14 protein-coding genes and 1 pseudogene are annotated in these 17,408 nt (G+C 73.7%); 4 read left to right on the forward strand and 11 right to left on the reverse strand.

Going from position 1 to position 17,408, the window contains the following annotated elements; translation table 11 throughout:
* Window positions 1-84 precede the first annotated feature (84 nt).
* Window positions 85-372, forward strand: coding sequence for an ArsR/SmtB family transcription factor (locus tag BMZ92_RS19920; protein WP_245783147.1), 288 nt, complete (start codon window positions 85-87; stop codon window positions 370-372).
* Window positions 373-375: 3 nt separating this feature from the next.
* On the opposite strand, the gene BMZ92_RS19925 is transcribed toward BMZ92_RS19920, so the two are convergent.
* From BMZ92_RS19925 to BMZ92_RS38215, 8 genes and pseudogenes are all read right to left on the reverse strand, one after another.
* Complete coding sequence (locus tag BMZ92_RS19925; RefSeq protein WP_091509762.1) at window positions 376-1,383, reverse strand: 1-aminocyclopropane-1-carboxylate deaminase; 1,008 nt, start codon at window positions 1,381-1,383, stop codon at window positions 376-378.
* Window positions 1,384-1,394: 11 nt separating this feature from the next.
* The gene (locus tag BMZ92_RS19930) at window positions 1,395-2,039 is read right to left on the reverse strand and encodes a GntR family transcriptional regulator (RefSeq protein ID WP_091509764.1); all 645 of its coding nucleotides are present in this window, start codon (window positions 2,037-2,039) and stop codon (window positions 1,395-1,397) included.
* A 286-nt stretch (window positions 2,040-2,325) separates the two neighbouring features.
* The gene (locus tag BMZ92_RS38210) at window positions 2,326-2,517 is read right to left on the reverse strand and encodes a DUF2188 domain-containing protein (RefSeq protein ID WP_245783154.1); all 192 of its coding nucleotides are present in this window, start codon (window positions 2,515-2,517) and stop codon (window positions 2,326-2,328) included.
* Window positions 2,518-2,547: 30 nt separating this feature from the next.
* Window positions 2,548-3,354 (reverse strand): annotated as a pseudogene (locus BMZ92_RS19935) (manganese catalase); the annotation flags it as partial.
* Complete coding sequence (locus tag BMZ92_RS19940) at window positions 3,354-3,596, reverse strand: acyl carrier protein (protein WP_091509769.1); 243 nt, start codon at window positions 3,594-3,596, stop codon at window positions 3,354-3,356. The gene BMZ92_RS19940 and the pseudogene BMZ92_RS19935, both read right to left, overlap by 1 nt.
* A gap of 59 nt (window positions 3,597-3,655) precedes the next feature.
* Window positions 3,656-4,726: a carboxylate-amine ligase gene (locus BMZ92_RS19945; protein ID WP_091509771.1), complete on the reverse strand. Its 1,071-nt coding sequence runs from the start codon at window positions 4,724-4,726 to the stop codon at window positions 3,656-3,658.
* Window positions 4,723-6,585: an FAD/NAD(P)-binding protein gene (locus BMZ92_RS19950; protein ID WP_091509773.1), complete on the reverse strand. Its 1,863-nt coding sequence runs from the start codon at window positions 6,583-6,585 to the stop codon at window positions 4,723-4,725. Before BMZ92_RS19950 ends, BMZ92_RS19945 begins: the two co-directional genes overlap by 4 nt.
* A 42-nt stretch (window positions 6,586-6,627) precedes the next feature.
* Window positions 6,628-7,128 carry a DUF2795 domain-containing protein gene (locus tag BMZ92_RS38215; RefSeq protein WP_245783148.1) on the reverse strand — a complete coding sequence of 167 codons (501 nt, stop codon included), beginning with the start codon at window positions 7,126-7,128 and terminating at the stop codon, window positions 6,628-6,630.
* 184 nt (window positions 7,129-7,312) lie between these two features.
* On the opposite strand from BMZ92_RS38215, the gene BMZ92_RS19960 reads away from it, so the two are divergent.
* Window positions 7,313-7,699: a hypothetical protein gene (locus tag BMZ92_RS19960; protein WP_091509778.1), complete on the forward strand. Its 387-nt coding sequence runs from the start codon at window positions 7,313-7,315 to the stop codon at window positions 7,697-7,699.
* A 766-nt stretch (window positions 7,700-8,465) separates the two neighbouring features.
* Here the strand turns inward: BMZ92_RS19960 and BMZ92_RS19965 are convergent.
* On the reverse strand, window positions 8,466-10,613 hold the full coding sequence (locus BMZ92_RS19965) for a tetratricopeptide repeat protein (protein WP_091509781.1): 2,148 nt from the start codon (window positions 10,611-10,613) through the stop codon (window positions 8,466-8,468).
* A gap of 369 nt (window positions 10,614-10,982) precedes the next feature.
* Between BMZ92_RS19965 and BMZ92_RS19970 the strand changes: the two genes are divergently transcribed.
* Window positions 10,983-11,942 (forward strand): hypothetical protein, encoded by a 960-nt coding sequence (locus BMZ92_RS19970; protein WP_091509783.1) that lies wholly within the window; start codon window positions 10,983-10,985, stop codon window positions 11,940-11,942.
* A 4-nt stretch (window positions 11,943-11,946) separates the two neighbouring features.
* Here BMZ92_RS19970 and BMZ92_RS19975 read toward each other — a convergent pair whose 3' ends face one another.
* A complete protein-coding gene (locus BMZ92_RS19975) occupies window positions 11,947-13,746 on the reverse strand; it encodes a tetratricopeptide repeat protein (protein ID WP_091509785.1) in 1,800 nt (599 codons plus the stop codon).
* A gap of 104 nt (window positions 13,747-13,850) precedes the next feature.
* Between BMZ92_RS19975 and BMZ92_RS19980 the strand changes: the two genes are divergently transcribed.
* Window positions 13,851-16,484, forward strand: coding sequence for a tetratricopeptide repeat protein (locus BMZ92_RS19980; protein WP_091509788.1), 2,634 nt, complete (start codon window positions 13,851-13,853; stop codon window positions 16,482-16,484).
* A 10-nt stretch (window positions 16,485-16,494) separates the two neighbouring features.
* Here BMZ92_RS19980 and BMZ92_RS19985 read toward each other — a convergent pair whose 3' ends face one another.
* The gene (locus BMZ92_RS19985) at window positions 16,495-17,406 is read right to left on the reverse strand and encodes an alpha/beta hydrolase (protein WP_091509791.1); all 912 of its coding nucleotides are present in this window, start codon (window positions 17,404-17,406) and stop codon (window positions 16,495-16,497) included.
* Between the last annotated feature and the right edge of the window lie 2 nt (window positions 17,407-17,408).

Raw genomic sequence — 17,408 nt, forward strand, 5'->3', positions numbered from 1 at the left:
TCGATGGAGGTCGGCCACAGGACCGTACGACAGTCATCGAACAGTGCGCGAGCGCGCGGCTTGACGCACGTGCACCCGCGGGACGTGCCACTGCAGGACGCGCTGACCGCGCTCGCGGATCCGGTGCGACGCACCATCGTGCGGAAGCTGGCCGGGCTGCCGGACTGGACGAAAGCCTGCGGCACCTTCGAGCTGCCGGTCACCAAGGCGACCCGCAGCCACCACTTCGCGGTTCTGCGTGCCGCCGGGCTCATCGAGCAGCGCGACGAGGGACCCCGCCGCCTCAACCGGCTGCGCTACACCGAGTTCGACGAGACCTTCCCCGGCCTGCTCGACCTGGTCCTGGCCGAGCAGGCCACTCCCGGGACGTGACAACTAGAACAACGCGCTGTACCCGTTCAACGCGGGCTGTCCGCCCAAGTGCGCGTACAGCACCGTGGAGTCCCGGGGGATCTCGCCCCGGGACACCAGATCCACCATGCCCGCGAAGGACTTCCCTTCGTACACCGGGTCGGTGATCATCCCTTCCGTGCGGGCCGCCAGCCGCATCGCGTCCACTGTGGACTCGTCCGGGATGCCGTACGTGCCGGCGTGGTAACGCTCGTCGAGTTCGACCTCGTCCTCGCGGAGCGCACGGTCCACACCGATGCTTTCCGCCGTGCGACACGCGATGCGGGTGATCTGGTCGCGGGTTTCCGCCGGCTTGGCCGAGGCGTCGATCCCCAGCACGCGCCGGGGACGGCCGCCGAGGGCGGCGAAACCCGCGACCATGCCCGCCTGGGTGCTGCCGGTCACCGAGCACACGACGATCGTGTCGAAGAAGACCCCCAGTTCCCGCTCCTGCTCGGCCAACTCGAACGCCCACCGCGCGAAGCCCAATCCGCCGAGCGGGTGGTCGGAGGCCCCGGCGGGAACCGCGTACGGCTTGCCACCGCGCTCCTCGACGTCCCGCAGCGCCTGCTCCCAGCTCTCCTTGAACCCGATGCCGAACCCGGCGCGCACGAGCCGCACCTCGGCCCCGGCCAGCCTGCTGAGCAGGATGTTGCCCACCTTGTCGTACACCGCGTCCGGCCAGTCGACCCAGCTTTCCTGCACCAGCACGCACTTCAGCCCGGCCCGCGCGGCCACCGCCGCCACCTGCCGCGTGTGGTTCGACTGCACCCCGCCGATCGACACCAGCGTGTCGCAACCCTGCGCGAGCGCGTCGGCGACGAGGTACTCCAGTTTCCGGGTCTTGTTGCCCCCGAAGGCGATCCCCGAGTTGCAGTCCTCCCGCTTGGCCCACAACGCCGCACCGCCGAGGTGCCGGGTGAGCCGTTCGAGCGGGTGCACCGGGGACGGGCCGAACAACAGCGGGTAGCGCGCGAACGACTCCAGCGACATGGGACTCCGTTTCAGTCGGCGAGCTCTTCCAGCTCGTGCCAGATCTCCGCCGTGACGCGGACCGCCGCCTCGACGTCCGCACCCCGGCAGGCTTCGATGAGCCGTTCGTGCCGCGCCACCGACTCCCGCGCGGCGGGCACGCTGAACCGCAGCCGCTCCAGCCTGCGGATCAGCGGCGTGTACCGGTCGATCGTCGCGGCCACCGCCCGGTTCCCGCAGGCCGTGATGAGCACGTCGTGCAGCTCGTCGTCCGCCCGCATCGCCTCGTCGGCGTCACCCGCGCGCACCGCGGCGTCGAACCGCTGGTTCGCCTCGGTCATCGTCGCGAGGTGCTCGGCGGTCAGCTGGGGCACGCCGGTGCGGGCGGCCAGCTCGTGCATCGCCCGCACCACCGCCGCCGCGTCCCGCACCTCACCCGCGTCGATCGGGGTGACGCGCGTGTGGCTCTGCGGTTTCGCCCGCACCAGGCCCTCGTCGGCCAGCCGGGCGAGCGCGTCACGGACCGGGGCCCGCGACAGGCCGAGCCGCTCCGCCAGCTCGGCATCGCGCACGACACTGCCCGGCGGCAGCTCACCGCGGACGATGGCCTCGCGGATGAGCCGGTGGGCGGTCTCCCGCAGGAGGGGACGGCGGACGGGTTCGAGCACAACTGACATGTTAGATGTCAGTGATCGGAAGTCAACAGCTCTGGCGTCCCGGTATTCGCCCGGGCGAGAAGGAGTTGGCCGACGCGGTGCGCACGGGGCCCGCTCTGGTGGTGCGGCCGCGCACGAGGTCGCCGCGACGGTGATCGCGGCGAGTGAGTCCGATGTGGACATATCAGTGAGCTGCGGGGCCGAGATGTCCCGCTCGATCCAGACCGGGGCCCCGGCGGCGGCATCGTGCTCTTCGCCTGGCAGGACGTGGACAGAGGTCCGGCAGGTCACCCTGCCGGACCCCGTGTCACGAGTAGTCGTGCGTCTCGGCGATCTCGCCGTCCTTCTTGCGCACGACGTGCGTCACCCCGCGGTCCTTGGCCAGACGCCGGCCTTCCCGCTGCGCCTCGGCCTTCGTGTCACTCGCACTGGACGCCCGCTTGTTGCCCTCGACCTGGTTCTTCCAGCGGCCGTCACGCTCGCTGTAGAACGTCTGCACGTCACCCTCGGCGATCTCCGGCGCCGCGGTCGCGGACGTCGCGGGCGCGTACGTCGCGAACAGCGCCGGGTCGGGTGCCGGGGCCGACGCGGGACCACCCAGCGGCTGGGGCTCCATCAGGTACTCCAGCTCGCGGGTCCACCCGCCCTCGGGCCCGTGGGGACCGTCGGACAGGTGCCAGATCGTGTGGTTGTGCTCCTGGTTCTCCTCGTCGAACAGGGCACTCGGCGCCACATCGGTTTCCAGGCCGTCCGCTTCGAGTTCCTCGATCGCCCGCAGCCACTGCTTCTGGTGCACCGTGTCGCGCGCCAGGTTGAACTTCAGCATCTCCTTGACGCCGGGGTCGTCGGTCATGTTGTACAACCGCGCGGTCTGCAACCGCCCCTGCGCCTCCGCCGCGGCGTTGGCCCGGAAATCGGCCAGCAGGTTACCGCTGGCCACGATGAACTTGCCGTTCCACGGATAACCGTTGGAGTCCGCGGGCAACGCACCCCCACCAGCGACGATGGCCTGCTGCGGGTCCATCCCGCCGATGACCGCCGCCATGACCGGGTCCTTGACCGCCTCCGCGGTCGCCGTGGCCGGGGCGCCTTCCAGCAGCCGCGCCACCATCGTCGCGAGCATCTCGACGTGCCCGATCTCCTCGGTGGCGGTGTCCATGATGAGGTCCTTGTACTTGCCCTCGATGCGGCAGTTCCACCCCTGGAACAGGTACTGCCACGTCACGGACAGCTCGCCGTACGCCCCGCCGATGAGCTCCTGCAGCTTGTGCGCGAACACCGGGTCCGGCCGCTCGGGTTTCGCCTCGAACTGCAGGCGCTTGGTGTGCCGGAACATCAGCTGACCGCCGGGCCGGACTCCGAGGTGCCCGACAGGTCCTTGAGGAACTCGTGGCACTGCTTGGCCCGCGCCGAGTCCTCCTCCATCACGCGGCGGAAGAAGTCGGCGATGTCCTGGCGCCCGGCGTTCTCCGCGTCGCGGACGTACTGGCCGTAGTCGTGCCCGGCCTTGAGCGAGTGGTACTGCACCGAGATGAGGTCGAAGCTGACGTCGTCGAAACCGGTCTCTCCGGTCGCCATGGTGTGCTCCCTGTCGTCTCGCGGATGGGACGCTCCCGGCATACCCGGCCTCGCGGCGGTTACGCCTTCGTCTGCCCCGCGAGGAACGCGACCACTTCGGCGAAATCGCCGTTCCGCGCGAGCACGTCCCGCTGCCTAGCCGCACCTCCGCCGCGGGCCAGCACGTCGGCGAGCGTCTGCTCGGCGAACTCCTTCGCGCCGTCCTGCAACTGCGGCCGGACCTCGTCGAGCAGCCCGAGCAGCGTCTCGCCCGCCGGGCGCAGGCTCCGCGTCCGCGGATCGACGCACTGGCCCGCGAGCCCGTCCCGCGCGGCGCGCCACAGGTCGGCGCGCAGGACGTCCTGCGACACCGGTTCGGCGGTCTCGCCGCTGTCGAGCCGCGCGCGGGCGGTCGCCGCCAGGCCGTCCACGAGCACCGCGAGCAACGCGGCCTCCTCGGCGGTGGGGGCGACGTCGCACACCCGCACCTCGACCGTCGGGTGCCGCGGCGACAGTCGGATGTCCCAGTACAGGTTCGCCGGGTCGAGCACCGCGCCCGACTGCGCCATGTCCCCGACGAGCGACTCGTAGTGCTCCGCCGACTCGGCGAAGGGCGGCGGCCCACCCGAGGGCCAGCGGGACATCGCCAGGTAGCGCCAGCTCGCGTAGCCGGTGTCGGCACCTTCCGCGAACGGCGAGTTCGCGCTCAGCGCGAGCAGCACGGGCAGCCACGGCCGCAGGTGGTTGAGTACGCCGATCCCGGTTTCCCGGTCCGGCACCCCGACGTGGATGTGGCAGCCGCACACGTTGACGCTGTCCATCAGGCCGCGGAAGTGGTCGGCGATCCGCCGGTAGCGGGCACCCGGCGTCAGCCGCGCGGTGTCCTCCACCGGTGGTGTCCCGGTGGCGAGGAGGCGCAGCCCCTTCTCCGCGGCGCCCTCGACCAGTTGCCTCCGCTGGTCCCGCAGGCAGCCGAGCAGCTCGTCGACGTCACCGCAGACCGGCGTGACCGACTCGACCTGGCACGTGACCAGTTCCGGCTGCAGTTCCTCGGGCGAGCCCCGGAGCACGGCCGGTGCCGCCGCCGCGGGTCTGCCCTCCGCGTCGACGAGCAGGAACTCCTCCTCGACGCCGAACGTGCGCTCGCTCATGCGGCCTCCCCCAGAACGTCCTGCGCGATCGCGTCGGCGTCGCGGCGGAACGGGCTGTCCTGCCCGGGGCGGCCGGTGCCGACCTGGGTGAACCAGCGGGTGTTCTGGGTGACGACACCCAGCGCGTACAGGTCCGGATCGGCTTCGCCACGCGCGTCGAGCACGTGGAACGGCGAGTCCGTCACCGCGAGCCCACCGGTGGCGAACCGCTCCCCCGTCGCCGGGTCGACGTTGACGTATTCGCTGATCATCCCGTCGGCGAGCAGCTGCCGCAGCAGCGGATCACGGTCGCGGCTCAGGTCCGGCGCGGGCGCCCGGGCATCCAGCAGCACCCTCGCCTCCCGCCGCGAGCCCGCGACGTCCGGCGACTCGACGGCGAAACAGCCGTCCCCGCAGGAGAACTGCGCGCGGGGACCGGCCACTTCGACCAGTCCGGCGTCCACAAGGGACACCAGCTGCTCGACGTGCTCGACCGGCGGTCCCGCCGACAGCAGGAAGTTCGCGGGCGCGAAGCGGGTGAGGAAGTCCTCCTGGGACTTGGGCAGCAGGCCGCCGAAGTCGACGATGCCGGGCAGCGCGGGACGCAGCGTCCGCATCATCTCCAGCGCCGCCTTGACCGGGCTGCCCTCCGGGCCCAGCTTCGAGGTCTCCACGTCCTCGGCGAGCAGCCGCCGCAGCTCGGCGCGGAACTCCACGGGGCTGCCGAAGGTCCGGCCCGCGAAGGGCCGCGCCAGCAGCTCGGGGCGCAATGGCGGCACGTCACCGAGCCCGAATGCCGCCAGCACCTTCCCCTTGCGGCGGGGGTCGAGCTCGCCCGCGTCGTCCGCCGTGGCGCCGAAGGCCTCCGTGAACGCCTCCACCGCACCGTGGCCGTCACGCAGGCGCAGCGTGCAGCGGTAGTAAGCGTGCTCGACCTCCGCCCACAGCAGCGGTTCGACCTCGGCGGCGAAGTCGAGCTTGGGGCTGCCGCGCTCGGCGGTCGCCCGCGCCCGCAGCGCCGCGACGCGCTCCTCGGTCAGCAGCACGGGGTTCGGCGCCAGCTCCGGCCGGTGCACCTGGGCACGGGCGAGGAAAGGCAGCCCGCTGCGGGAACCCGCGACGATGTGTGGCTCACGGCCGCTCGCGTGGTAGCGCAGGGTGCGGTCGGCGTCCCGCTCGAACCGGCCGCCGCGGCCGGTGGTCAGGGAACGCACGACGTCGTAGAACGTCAGGCCCAGCCCGCGCACCGCCACCGTGCCGCCCGCCGGGATCTCGTCCAGCGGCAGTTCGGCGGCGATCCCCGGGCCGAGGCAGCGCAGCCCGTGGCGGTCGGCGTGGCGGCGGAAGGCCAGTTCCGTCTCGTCCGGTTCGAGCGCGCTGTGCCCGGTGGTCAATACCGCTTTGTCGACGTGCAGATCGGGGCCGCCGTCGTCGATGCGCAGCCGCAGCCCCTGTGCGGCGCGGAACAACCCGATCGCGCGGCCCAGTATCGGCCGGACGCACACGCCTTCGGGGGCCAGGCGGCACAGCCGCTGGAAGAACTCGTGCAGGTAGGTGCCGTAGCGGGCGCGGCTCGGGTACTCGTCCGGCGCCAGCTGGTTCGCCGACCATTCGGCCAGCGAGTACGGCTCGTCCCCCGGCAGCAGCGGGTTGTCCGGGGAGTGCGCGGTCAGCTCGCCCGCGGTCGCGTTCGCCGCGAGCCACTCCGGCTGGCCCGACCGCCACACCCGCCCGGATCCGTGCTCGACGGGGTCCACCGCCCAGATCGTCACCGGCGTGCCGCCGCGGGCCCGCAACCGGAGGATGAGCCGTTCCAGCACGGACAATCCCCGCGGCCCGAGGCCGATGATCGCGACGGACAGCGGGCCGGAAGATCTCATGGCGGGGGAATACCAAGATTTCCCGGCGGCAAACCCCGGTGCTCAGCTGCCCCGGTTCTCCCCGAGCTCGTCGGCGATCGGGTTGCCGGGCCCGGTGTCGGTCGACGATTCGGCCAGTCCTGGCACGGAATTCCCGTGCGCCCGGTACTTTTCGGACTCGGGAACCGTGCCGTCGTCGGCGAATTCCACCGAGCCGAACACCTCGGTCAGGTTCGCGTAGTCCGCGGGCGGGATCGCCCGCAGCGCGCGCACGGCCTCGCCGTCCCCCTTGCGCTCGGCGGTCTGGACCAATTTGTCCTTGTCCGCGGGGAAGTCGAGGTCGTTCAGGCATTCGCGCAGCCGCTCGCGGGTCAGGGTCGAAGCCATGGGAACCTCCTTCAGCTCTCGTCCGGGGCCGACCAGGGCGGGGCGTTCCTCCGCCAGCTCGAGGTACTGGTCGACCTCCTGCGGGGTGGGGTCGACCCCGGCCTCCTCGGCGAACTCCTCCGGATCGGTGGTGTCCGGCACGGCGAGCCCCGGCGTGGTCGGGTCGTTGTCGGTCATCGCTGCCCACCCTTCGCTCCTGTTCGAACGGCCACGGGCTACCACTCGCGGCGGCCCGCAAACGCCGGCCCGCCGCGGGGGCTTCACTGTGGCGAGCGTCATGACGGGCAGGATCCGCCCGGCCCGTTCGCCCAGCCGGGTACACTTTCGCCGTTGATCGCCGGTCGGAACGGGGAGGAGCGCCATGGGCCAGTCGAGGTCCCGTTACTCCCTGTCGCGGATCGACCCGTTCAGCCTGTGCGCCATCATCCCCGCGCTGGGCCTCGCCGGCCTGTGCGGGGTGAGCGGCTTCCTGCCGGGCGCGGTGGCTTTCGCCGTGCTCGCGCTGGCCATCGTCGCGCTGGAGGTGTGGATCCACCGGCGTGAGCCCACGCCCCCGCCGCCCCGCCGCGCGCCGGTCCAGAACCGCGCCCCCGCGGCGAACCGCCCGCCCGCGGCCCGCCGTCCGCCGCAGCAGCAGCCGCCGGTGGCCCGCCGCCAGCCGCCTCCCCCGCCCCGGCGCGCACCGGCCGGTGCACCCCCGCCGCCCGCCCGGCGGCAGCAGCCACCACCCCGGCCGCGGATGCACTGACACGCGAGTGCCGGTGCCGGCGCGCCCGGCTGGCGTACCTGTGACCGGCTCGGCCGGGCTCCACGGTTAGGCACCCGCCGGGGTTTGCCCTGCCGAGGGCGCCCCTGCCACCCCTCTGGCATCCCGCCACCTGAGGCAACCCGCGCTCACCGGCCGCGCCACCGGCGACCGCTCAGCACCCGAGAAAGACCAGGGGCAACCCGCGGCCGCCGCCGCGGCACCGGCGGACCGCAGCTACCGGGCAGGCACTGCCTGCATTCACCTCCGCCGAGTTCGCCCCGGCCGCGCGTCGGGCCCCACGCCACCCGGGCCCGGCCAGGTGGGGTCACCCGCCGCAACCCGCGCTCACCGCCCGCCCGCCGGCCGAACCGGCCACCCACCGCCCGCCTGGCCACCCGTGACCGGCCCGGTGGGCTCCCGCAGCAACCACGCTCACCGTCCGCGCCACCAGGCGCACAGGCCACCACCACTCACCCGGCCGCCCGTGACCGGCCGGTGAGGCCACTTACTCGCCCGGCCGCCGCCCGCGAGCCACCCCCGGTCGGGCACCACGCTCACCAACGCCCGCGGCGCACAGGCCACCACCACTCACCCGGCCGCCCGTGACCGGCCGGTGAGGCCGCCCACTCGCCCGGCCGCCGCTCGCGAGCCACCCCCGGTCGGGCACCACGCTCACCAACGCCCGCCCGGCGAACAGGCCACCGCCCGCGAGCCAACCCGGCCGGGCACCCCGCGGCCCACCCGCCCCACCGTGCCCCCGGCGCCGTCACCCCGCCCGGACCCGCGCCTCCCCCAGCACGACCGGCGGCAGGTCCACCCGCAGGCCATCCGCCGCGGCCCACCAGCGCGCCGCCGCGGCGGCATCACCGCGGGCGCGGGCGGTGTTGCCCAGCCCGGTGAGCGCCCTGGCCCGCTCGTACCGGCTGTCCGCCAGGTCGGCGAGCTCCGCAGCCTCCGTGTACAGGCGCTCGGCGGCCTCGTGCTCGCCGCGGCGGAACGCGATCCACGCCTGGCAGTTCACCGCCATCAGCACGTCCGGCGGCCGCCGCGCCAGGCTCCGCGCCTCCGCCGCCTGCTCGGCCGCCTCCGCGAAGCGCCGCAGCTCCGTCAGCGCGAGCGCGCGGCCACGCATCGCGATCTCCACGTTCCGCATGCGCCCGGCCGCCCGGTACACCGACAGCGTCTCCTCCAGCCCCCGCAGCGCCTCCTCCACCTCCCCCTGGTAGAGCCGCACCCACGCCAGGCTGGACAACGCGTCCACCGCGCCACGTTCGTCCCCCGCGGCGAGGCACCGCTCACGCGCCCGCCGGTGGCAGTCGGCGGCCTCCGCCAGCTCCCCGCGCTCGACGTGCGCCATCCCGAGGTTGTTCAGCAGCATGCCCGCGGTCGCGTCGTCCGCCGCCACCTCGAGCGCCACCCGGTGCGTTCGCAACCACGGCTCGAACAGCTTCTCCCGGAAGAAGAACGCCCGCAGCAGCAACGCCAGCTGCGCGCAGCGCCGGTGCAGCCCGTACTCCCCCGCCAGTTCGACGACCCCCGCCAGCACCGGCCACTGCTCCCGCAGCCACGCCAGCGCCGTGTCGGCATCCGGAAAGGGCGCCGCCCGCTCGCAGTCCACCGGCGGCCGGTAGCGGTCGGGCTCGGCCGCCTCGTCGGCGGCGAGCACCCGCGCCGTCGCGTACTCCGTCAGCCGCCCCACCGCCGCACGCCGGTCCTCCGTCCCCGGCCGCGCGTGCCGGAGCGCGAAGGCCCGCACGAGGTCGTGCAGACCGACCAGGCCCTCCGGCGCGAGCGTGACCAGGTGGGCGTCGTGCAGCCGGTCGAGCAGGTGGTCGAGCTCCCCCGGTCCGGCGCCAGCGAGGGCTTCGAGGGCCGCCGCCTCGGCGGGGGCGGCCGGGTGGACCGCGAGCAGCCCGAACAACCGCCGCTGCTCCTCGGGCAGCCCCTCGTACGACACCGCGAACGCCGCCGCCACACCGCGTTCCCCGTCGTCGAGCGCGGCCAGCCGCGTGTGTTCGCCTGCCAGCCGGCGCCGCAGCCGCTCCGGCGTCCAGCCGCCCGCGGCGAGCCGGGCACCGGCGATCCGGAGAGCCAGCGGCAGCCGCCCGCACAGTGCGGCGACCTCCGCCGCCACCTCGTCCGCGGGCACCCCGCCGACGGCACGCAGCACCGCGACCGCGTCTCCGGGGTCCAGCAACCCGGCCTCCTGGTGCCAGGCGTCGTCCAGCGCGGACAGGCGGTTCCGGCTGGTCACGAGCACCCGGCAGGCCGGCTCCCCCGGCAGCAGCGGGGCGATCTGCGCCGCGCTGCGGGCGTTGTCGAGCACCAGCAGCACCTTCCGGCCCCGCAGCCGGCCGCGGAACAGGTTGGCGCGGGCGTCGAGCCCGGTGGGTACCTCCTCGGCGGGCACCTCGAACAACCGCAGCAGTTGCCGCAGCGCCTCCTCGGCGGACAGCGGGGACGCCCCCGGCGTGTGGCCACGGAGGTCGAGGAAAACGGAACCGTCCGGAAAGTCCCGTTCCGCCGCGCGGGCGGCGGCGACCGCCAGCGCGGTCTTGCCCGCGCCCGCCATTCCGTGCACCACGCAGACCCGCACGTCGTCGGATTCCACCAGTGCCGTCGAAAGTGCCGCCAGTTCCGATTCCCGGCCGAGGAAATGCCGGGTTCCCGCGGGCAGCCCCGCGATGCCGGGGCCCTCGCGCCCCGGTGGCCGCACCGGCACGAGCGCGGCCAGTTCCCCGCCCGCCCCGAGTGCCTTGTCATAGGCCTCGGCGACACCGCGGTTGACACGCACACGACCGGTTTCGACCTTGCTCAGATAACCTTTGGTGAAATGCGCGGTGGCCGCGAGCGCGGCCAGTGACAACCCGGCCGAAAGCCGCCGCCTGCGCAATTCCTGGCCGAGTTCGGTCATGGTCGCATTCTCCCTCGTTCGGCGCGGGAACTCCAGCTCCGGCCGGGGGATTCCCACCCGGCCGGAGCTGCGTCGATCAGCCGAGCAGCGTGCTCAGCACGTCCAGGACGACGATGACGAAGTGCGTGTGCATGGGTACTCACCCCTTTCTCCGCGGATTTCCGCCGGAATTCGCTCCGGCTCGTCCATCGTGAATCCGCGAAAGCGGGGAAAAACAGGGGTTTCCGGTTTCCTCATTTTTGGAAACCGCGGAAACCGGGCGTGAACGGCATCGTTTCCGGGCACTGGGAAACGCGGCGGAGGGGCTGCTTTTCCGCGACGGTCGTGGGTAGACTCGTCGGTCGACGAGGCCGAGGCAGGGGTGAGTCGTTGAACCTGAACGCGAACGGGGAGATCGAGGCGCTGGTGGCGGAACTGAAAAGGGTCCGCAAAGGACCGGGAATCCAGGCGCGTTCGCTGCCGGACGTCGCCGGGGCGCCGTTGCGGCGCGCCTGCGGGGTGCTCGACACCGATCCGCCCGGCCGGGTGCGCGACAAGATCGTGCGGACGCTGGCGGATCTCGTCGAACGCCTGCCCGAGGCCCACCGCGCCACGGCTCGCGCGGTCTTCGGCTTCGGCACCACCGCCGGGCTGCGTTACACGGCGCGGCTCGCCCAGCTCGGCCAGGTCGTCGACCGGGACATGCGGACGATGCAGCGCCGTGCCGACGACGTCGTGTACCTCGTCGCGGAACTGGCCGCGACGCGCCCGCCCCCGGAGGCGCCGGAGCCGGTCGTGCCCTGGCACACCACGGCGCTGGCGGTCAGCCTGATCCCCGACGGGCCGGGCGCGGAGGTGTTCGAGACGCGCGAGATCGTCAGCCACGTGGCCGATCTGGAGGAGATCGAGCACAGCATCTCGCTGGGCCGCGCGCCGGGTGTGTCCGGGCCGGTCGACCTGGGGGAACTGGGTATCGAGGTGCTACGGGGCGGAGAGGTCCACAGCACGCGCATGGTGTCCTCGACGCGCGTGGCGTTCCAGCTGCGGCCGCCCCGCGTGCTCGCGGCGGGCGACCGGCACGAGTTTTTCGTCCGCATGCGGGTGCCGAGGATCCTCCCGTTCTACTGCTGCACGCCGGAGTTCCCGTGCGAGCGGTTCCGCCTCAACATCCGGTTCGACCGGGTGCCGCCACCGGCGCGGCTGTGGCGCATCGACGGTGAGCTGTCCAAGGACGCCGACGACCCGCTGCCGGCCCGGAAACCGCTTTCCCTCGACGGCACCGAGGTGCACGCCGACTTCGAAGGCCTGCTCCCGGCGCGCTCGTACGGCATCGGGTGGCAGCCCGCCTGAGCCCTCACCGCGGGAACAGCCGGGCCACCGGGCCGGGCAGCTCCGCCAGCACGGTCCGCGCCCGCGCCGCGCGGATCCAGCGCGGCCACGGGGCGGACTGCCCGTCGGACGCGGCCGCCGCCTCCCGCAGCAGTGGCCTGGCCCACCGGCCGCGTTCCGACCGGGCCAGGCAGATGCCCAGGTCCAGCCGGGTGAGCCGGACGTCGGGGTGGGTGGCGCCGAGCGTGCGTTCCTGGCCGGGCACGAGTGCCTCGAACACCCGCGCCGCTCCGGCCCAGTCCCCCGCCGCCATGCGCACCACCCCGGCCTGGCGGCGCACGGCCAGCGTGACCGGGTGCTCCTGCCCGAGCGCGGTGCTCGCCCGTACCTCGGCGTCGGCGAGCACCGCGAGCGCCTCGGCGTGCTCGCCGTGGTCCCGCAGCACTTTCGCCTCCACGACGCGGAGTTCGAGCGTCTGCGGAGCGTCGTGCCCGTACCACGCGGCCGACTCGGCGACCGCGCGGCGGACCGGCTCCGGCTCGTGCTCCCCCTCGGCGAGCACCGCCACCGCGGCCCGTGCCAGGCGGTGGCGCCCCCACCCCGCCCGGCCGAACAGCTCGACGAGCCGGTCCGCCACCTCCCTGGCCCCCGCCAGGTCCCCGGCGTGCCGGAGCAACCGCGCGTGCTCCAGCATCGCCACCGGCCACGGACCCCGGTGGCTGCCGTAGGGCTGGGCACGCCGGATGTCCGGCAGCACGGCGTCGAGCAGCACGCGGGCGTGCCGGTGCTCCCCGCGCACCCGCAGCGCCCGCACCCGCGCGAGCCGCATCCGCCGCCGCTCGTCGTCCCCGAGCCACACCGGTTCGGGCCCCTGCGCGGCAACGAGGGGGTGCGTGTGGAAGACCTTGTCCGCGCGGGCGTACTCGCCGCGCAGGTCGTGGGCGACGGCGGCGACGAACCGGGCGCGGTGCTCGGTGCGGACGTCGCGGTCCCGTCTCGCGGCCTGGATGAGCGGGGCCGTTTCCCGCACGGCGGCGGCGGTGTCCCCGACGACGAGGGCGAGCCGGGCCGCCGCGAGGAGCGCGTCCGGTTCGTCGAGTGTGAGCCACGTGTCGCGCGCCGCGGCGAAGTCCCCGCGCCGTTCGAACCCCGCGGCGGCGGCCCGCACGAGCGCCGACCTCTGCTCGGCGGGCACGGCCGGGTGCGCGGCCACGGCGAGCGCGTGCCGGTACACGTCCAGTGGCGCGGGGGTGGTCAGCAGCCGGGCGAGTGCGGTCGCGGCCCGGTTCGCGAGCACGTCGAAGGTGGTGGCGTCGAGGCGCTTCCGCACCACCTCCGCCACCGGTGACGGCAACCGCCACAGCCGCCGGGCGGTGCCCGTTTCATCCAGCGGAAGCAGGAAACCGTGGGCCTCCAGCTCGGCGAGCGCCTCGGCGGCCAGCACCGGCGCGCGTGAGCCGAGCGCCCCGGACACGGCGGGCACGAGCACGTCGGCCGAGATCGGCGCCGGGGCGAGGACCGACGCGGCGCCGAGCACGATGCGCGCGGCGTAACCCCGGTCGCGCGGGTCGGCGGCGGGTGCCGGGACGTCGTGCCGGACGGCGAGTACCCGCAGGCCCGCGGTCGGTACCGGGCATTCGCCGTCGACGGCCCACAGCACGTCCTCCGGCAGCCGTTCGGCGAGGACCCGGACCACGTCGGCCGCCTCCAGCCCGTGCAGGTCGAGGTCGAACGCCTCGGCGGCCTCGCTCAACGCCGCCGCGAAGAACGAAGCACGGCGTTCTCCCGCCAGATGCACCTGGCACAGCTCGTTTTCCCGGTCCACGCTTTCCACGATGCCGGACGGGGCACGAAAAAGAATCGTCGAGAACCGGACACAAACATGACAGTTCTGGCGCCGCGCGCCGCGGTGCTGCTGGACTGGGCCCCATGCACGACGTCTTCCTCTGCTACGTGTGGGAGGCCCGCCCCACGGCCGTCCTGCTGCAGCGGGCTCTCGAAGAACGCGGGCTCGCGGTGTTCCGCGACGAGACCGGGATGCGGGACCACGACCACATCGAGACGAGGATCGACGCCGCGCTGCGGGCCTCCCGCACCCTGGTCGCGCTGACCACGCCGCCGTTCCTCACCAGCGAGTACTGCCGCCAGGAGCTGCACTTCGCGCTGTCGAGGGCCCACCGGCTGGGACCGGGGCGCGCCCGCGTGCTCAGCGTGCTGTCGGAGGTCCCGCCGGCCGATGTCCGCCCGCAGCCGCTCAAGGCGTGGCGGCTGCCCGCGCCGGACCAGGAGATCGGCACGACGGCCGACGGGATCGCCGCGCACGTCGCCGCACTGCGGGCCGAAGACGACCGGCTCCTGGGCGACGCACCGGACCTCCCCGCGCCACGGTGGTTCCCCCGTCCGCCGCCACCCGGTCCGCAGCTGTGCGGCCGCGAGCTGGAGTTGTGGGACCTGCACGAGGCGTTGCGGGCCGAGTCGAGCGTCGTGACGCTCACCGGGCTTCCGGGGCAGGGCAAGACGACGCTCGCGCGGGCGTTCGCCCGGCAGTTCGGCGGCGACTACGCCGAGATCCACTTCCACGGCGCGCGCGATCCACAGTGGACCCCGCCGGGCGCGGAGCCGTACCTGTGGATCGTGGACGACGTCCGCCCCGGCATGGAGGTGCTCGCGCCCACTCCGGGCGGCCGGACGCTGCTGATCGGTGACGCGGAACTCGGCGAGTTCGTCCGCGCACAGCACGACTTCCGCCTCGGACCGCTCGACCCGCTCGCCGCGCTGACGCTGCTCACCAGCCGCTGGCCCGCCGGAGCCCGCACGGGTGGTGAGCACCGGCTGGACCTCCTGCGGGCCGACCGGCGCGAGTACGCCGCCGCCGTCGGCATCACCGCGGCCCTGGGCCGCTACCCGCTGGCGCTGGCGGTCGCCGCGGGGCTCGCCGGACGCGCGGAGTTCTCGTCGTTCACCGAGCTGGCCGAGACACTGCGAAACCGCGACGAGGTCGCCCTCGCCGTGCGGGAGGACGTGCGCAGGCGCATCGGGACCGACCACGCGGGCGACATCGCGACGACCCTGCTCACCGCCATCGACGCCCTGCCGGAGCCGGGCAGGGACCTGATCCGCCTGGCGAGCCTCGCCGGTGCCGCCCCGTTGCCGCGGTCCCTGGTGACCGCTGTCGTCCCCGGGGCCGACGAGGCGATCGGCTCGGTCACCGCGTCGAACCTCGCCGACGACACGGGATGCGGCTGGCTGGTGCCGCCGTTGGTGAGCAGGGCCTTGCGCTTCACCGACACCGACCGCGCCCGACGGCACGCGCTGCGGGAGGCGGCGATCACCGCCGCGGCGGCGGAACTGCTCGCCGGCCGGGACCCCGATAAGTCCTTTGTGGACTCCGTAGGTCTGCTGCCCCACGTGGACGCGCTGGCGGAGTCGTTGCGGGATCCCGGCGAATGGCACCTGTGCAACGAAGCCGCGCGCGTCCAGGCGGAGCTCGGTGACAGCCTCGCGCTGCTGGAGACGAGCACCCGCCTGTACGACGCCTGCCGCGAGGTGCTGGGCGAGGACCACGAGACGACGGTGGCCGCGCTGGTGGCGCTCGGCGTGGGCCACGGCCTGCACGGCGACCACGAGAAAGCGTTGCGGCTCAAGCAGGAGGCACACGCACTGCTGGAGGCGCGGCTCGGCGCCGAGCACCCCGACACGCTCACCGCGCTGAACAACCTGGCGATCACCCACCTCGACCAGGGCGACGCCGAAACGGCGAGCGCGCTCACCGCCCGCGTCTACCGGGCACGGCGGCGGAAGGCGCGGTTCTCCGGCGACACCGTGGAGGCGTTGATGAACCACGCGATCGCCGTGGGCCGGTCGGGCCGCTTCGGGCTGAGCGCCCGGCTGCGCCGGCTCGCGTACGCCTACAGCCTGCGCGTGCACGGCGAGGACCACCCCCGCACGTTCGACGCGCTCAACACGATGGCGATCGGGGAACTGGACCTCGGGCGGGTCGAGCTCGCACGGGTGCTGTTCGAGCAGGTGTGCCAGGGCCGGCGGCGGGTCCTGGGCCGGACCGCGGACACCGCGAGCGCGCTGGCCAACCTCGCGACGGTGCGGGACGATCCCGAGGATCTGTTGAGGGAGGCCTACTTCATCCGGGTCGAGGCGCAGGGACCGGACCACTTCGCGACGGAGGAGGCGCTGCGGTCCGCACTGGGCTCCACGACGGCCACGCTGAGCGAGGCGCTTGCCGAGCCCGTGGACCGGCCGCCAGGGAGCCTCGGCGAGATCCGGCTCGACGACGACCGCGTGGACGAGCGGATCGAGTTGTTCGAGCGGGCGCTGGCGTGGCAGGAGGAGGTGACCCGGCGGTACGGCCACGAGCACCCGGCCGCGCTGACCGCCACCGCCCAGCTCGCCCACGCACTCGGTCTGCTCGACCAGTTCGACGAGCAGACCGAGTGGGCGTGGGAAATGATCAACACCTCCGCCGACGGGCTGCGGGACACGCTGGGCGCGCACGCCCCCGCGACGATCGCCGCCGAGCGGGTGCGGACCTGGCTCGCGAAGCGGTGAGCGCGCGACCTCAGCCCAGGTGCGCCCGGTAGAAGCTCGTCAGCTTCTCGACCGCGGCACCGACGTGCGGCTCCCGGTCGTACAGGTCGACGTGGCTCGCGCCGTCGATCCAGTGCAGCTCCTTCGGCCCGCGCGCCCCCTGGAACGCCTCCACCGCCATCCAGGAGGTCACCGCCTCCCGGCCGACGACCAGCAGCAGCGGGCGCGGGGCGATCAGCCCGACGAAACGGAAGGCGTCGAAGAACGCCAGGCGGTCCACACTCGACCACGGCAGCAGCTTCGCCGAACGCGGGTGCTGCGCGCGGGCCGTGCAGTAGTACTCGAACCCCTCGACACCGTGCTGCCCGCCCAGTTCGCGGGCCTGCTCGACGGTGTCGGGGAACAGCTGGAAGGTCTGCGGGCCCTCGCCGCGAGCCTCGGCGGTGCGGGCCGCGGCCGCGGCGTCGAGCATGCCCTGGAACACGGCCGGGTCCTGGGTGCCGTCGGCGCCGAGGCGGAACTGGCGGGCGACGTCCACGGGACTGACGGTGCCCACGGCCTTGATGCGGTGGTCCCCGGCCGCGGCCGCCATCGAGTAGCCACCCGAGGCGCAGATGCCCAGCACACCGATGCGCTCGGGATCGACCTCCTCACGGGTGGTGAGGAAGGAGACCGCGGCCTTGAAGTCCTCGACCCGTTGTGCCGGGTCTTCCAGGCCTCGCGGCTCGCCTTCGCTCTCGCCCTGGTAGGCCGCGTCGTAGGCGAGGGTGACGAAGCCCTGCTCGGCCATCCGGCGCGCGTACAGCCCCGAAGCCTGTTCCTTGACGCCCGTGCCGGGGTGCCCGACCACGAGCGCGGGCCACGGACCGGTTCCGGTGTCCGGGGTGTGGAGGTGGGCGGTGAGCCGAAGACCGTTGCTGGGGAAGGTGACGTCCGTTTTCATGT

This window comes from Amycolatopsis sacchari (assembly GCF_900114035.1).
Lineage (GTDB): Bacteria > Actinomycetota > Actinomycetes > Mycobacteriales > Pseudonocardiaceae > Amycolatopsis_E > Amycolatopsis_E sacchari.

Excerpts from the sequence above, each read along its gene's own strand:
- BMZ92_RS19960 (WP_091509778.1), top strand. The coding sequence starts at position 7,313 with ATGGGCCAGTCGAGGTCCCGTTACTCCCTGTCGCGGATCGACCCGTTC.
- BMZ92_RS19985 (WP_091509791.1), bottom strand. The coding sequence starts at position 17,406 with ATGAAAACGGACGTCACCTTCCCCAGCAACGGTCTTCGGCTCACCGCC.
- BMZ92_RS19950 (WP_091509773.1), bottom strand. The coding sequence starts at position 6,585 with ATGAGATCTTCCGGCCCGCTGTCCGTCGCGATCATCGGCCTCGGGCCG.
- BMZ92_RS19930 (WP_091509764.1), bottom strand. The coding sequence starts at position 2,039 with ATGTCAGTTGTGCTCGAACCCGTCCGCCGTCCCCTCCTGCGGGAGACC.
- BMZ92_RS19965 (WP_091509781.1), bottom strand. The coding sequence starts at position 10,613 with ATGACCGAACTCGGCCAGGAATTGCGCAGGCGGCGGCTTTCGGCCGGG.
- BMZ92_RS19925 (WP_091509762.1), bottom strand. The coding sequence starts at position 1,383 with ATGTCGCTGGAGTCGTTCGCGCGCTACCCGCTGTTGTTCGGCCCGTCC.
- BMZ92_RS38215 (WP_245783148.1), bottom strand. The coding sequence starts at position 7,128 with ATGACCGACAACGACCCGACCACGCCGGGGCTCGCCGTGCCGGACACC.
- BMZ92_RS19940 (WP_091509769.1), bottom strand. The coding sequence starts at position 3,596 with ATGGCGACCGGAGAGACCGGTTTCGACGACGTCAGCTTCGACCTCATC.
- BMZ92_RS19945 (WP_091509771.1), bottom strand. The coding sequence starts at position 4,726 with ATGAGCGAGCGCACGTTCGGCGTCGAGGAGGAGTTCCTGCTCGTCGAC.
- BMZ92_RS19980 (WP_091509788.1), top strand. The coding sequence starts at position 13,851 with ATGCACGACGTCTTCCTCTGCTACGTGTGGGAGGCCCGCCCCACGGCC.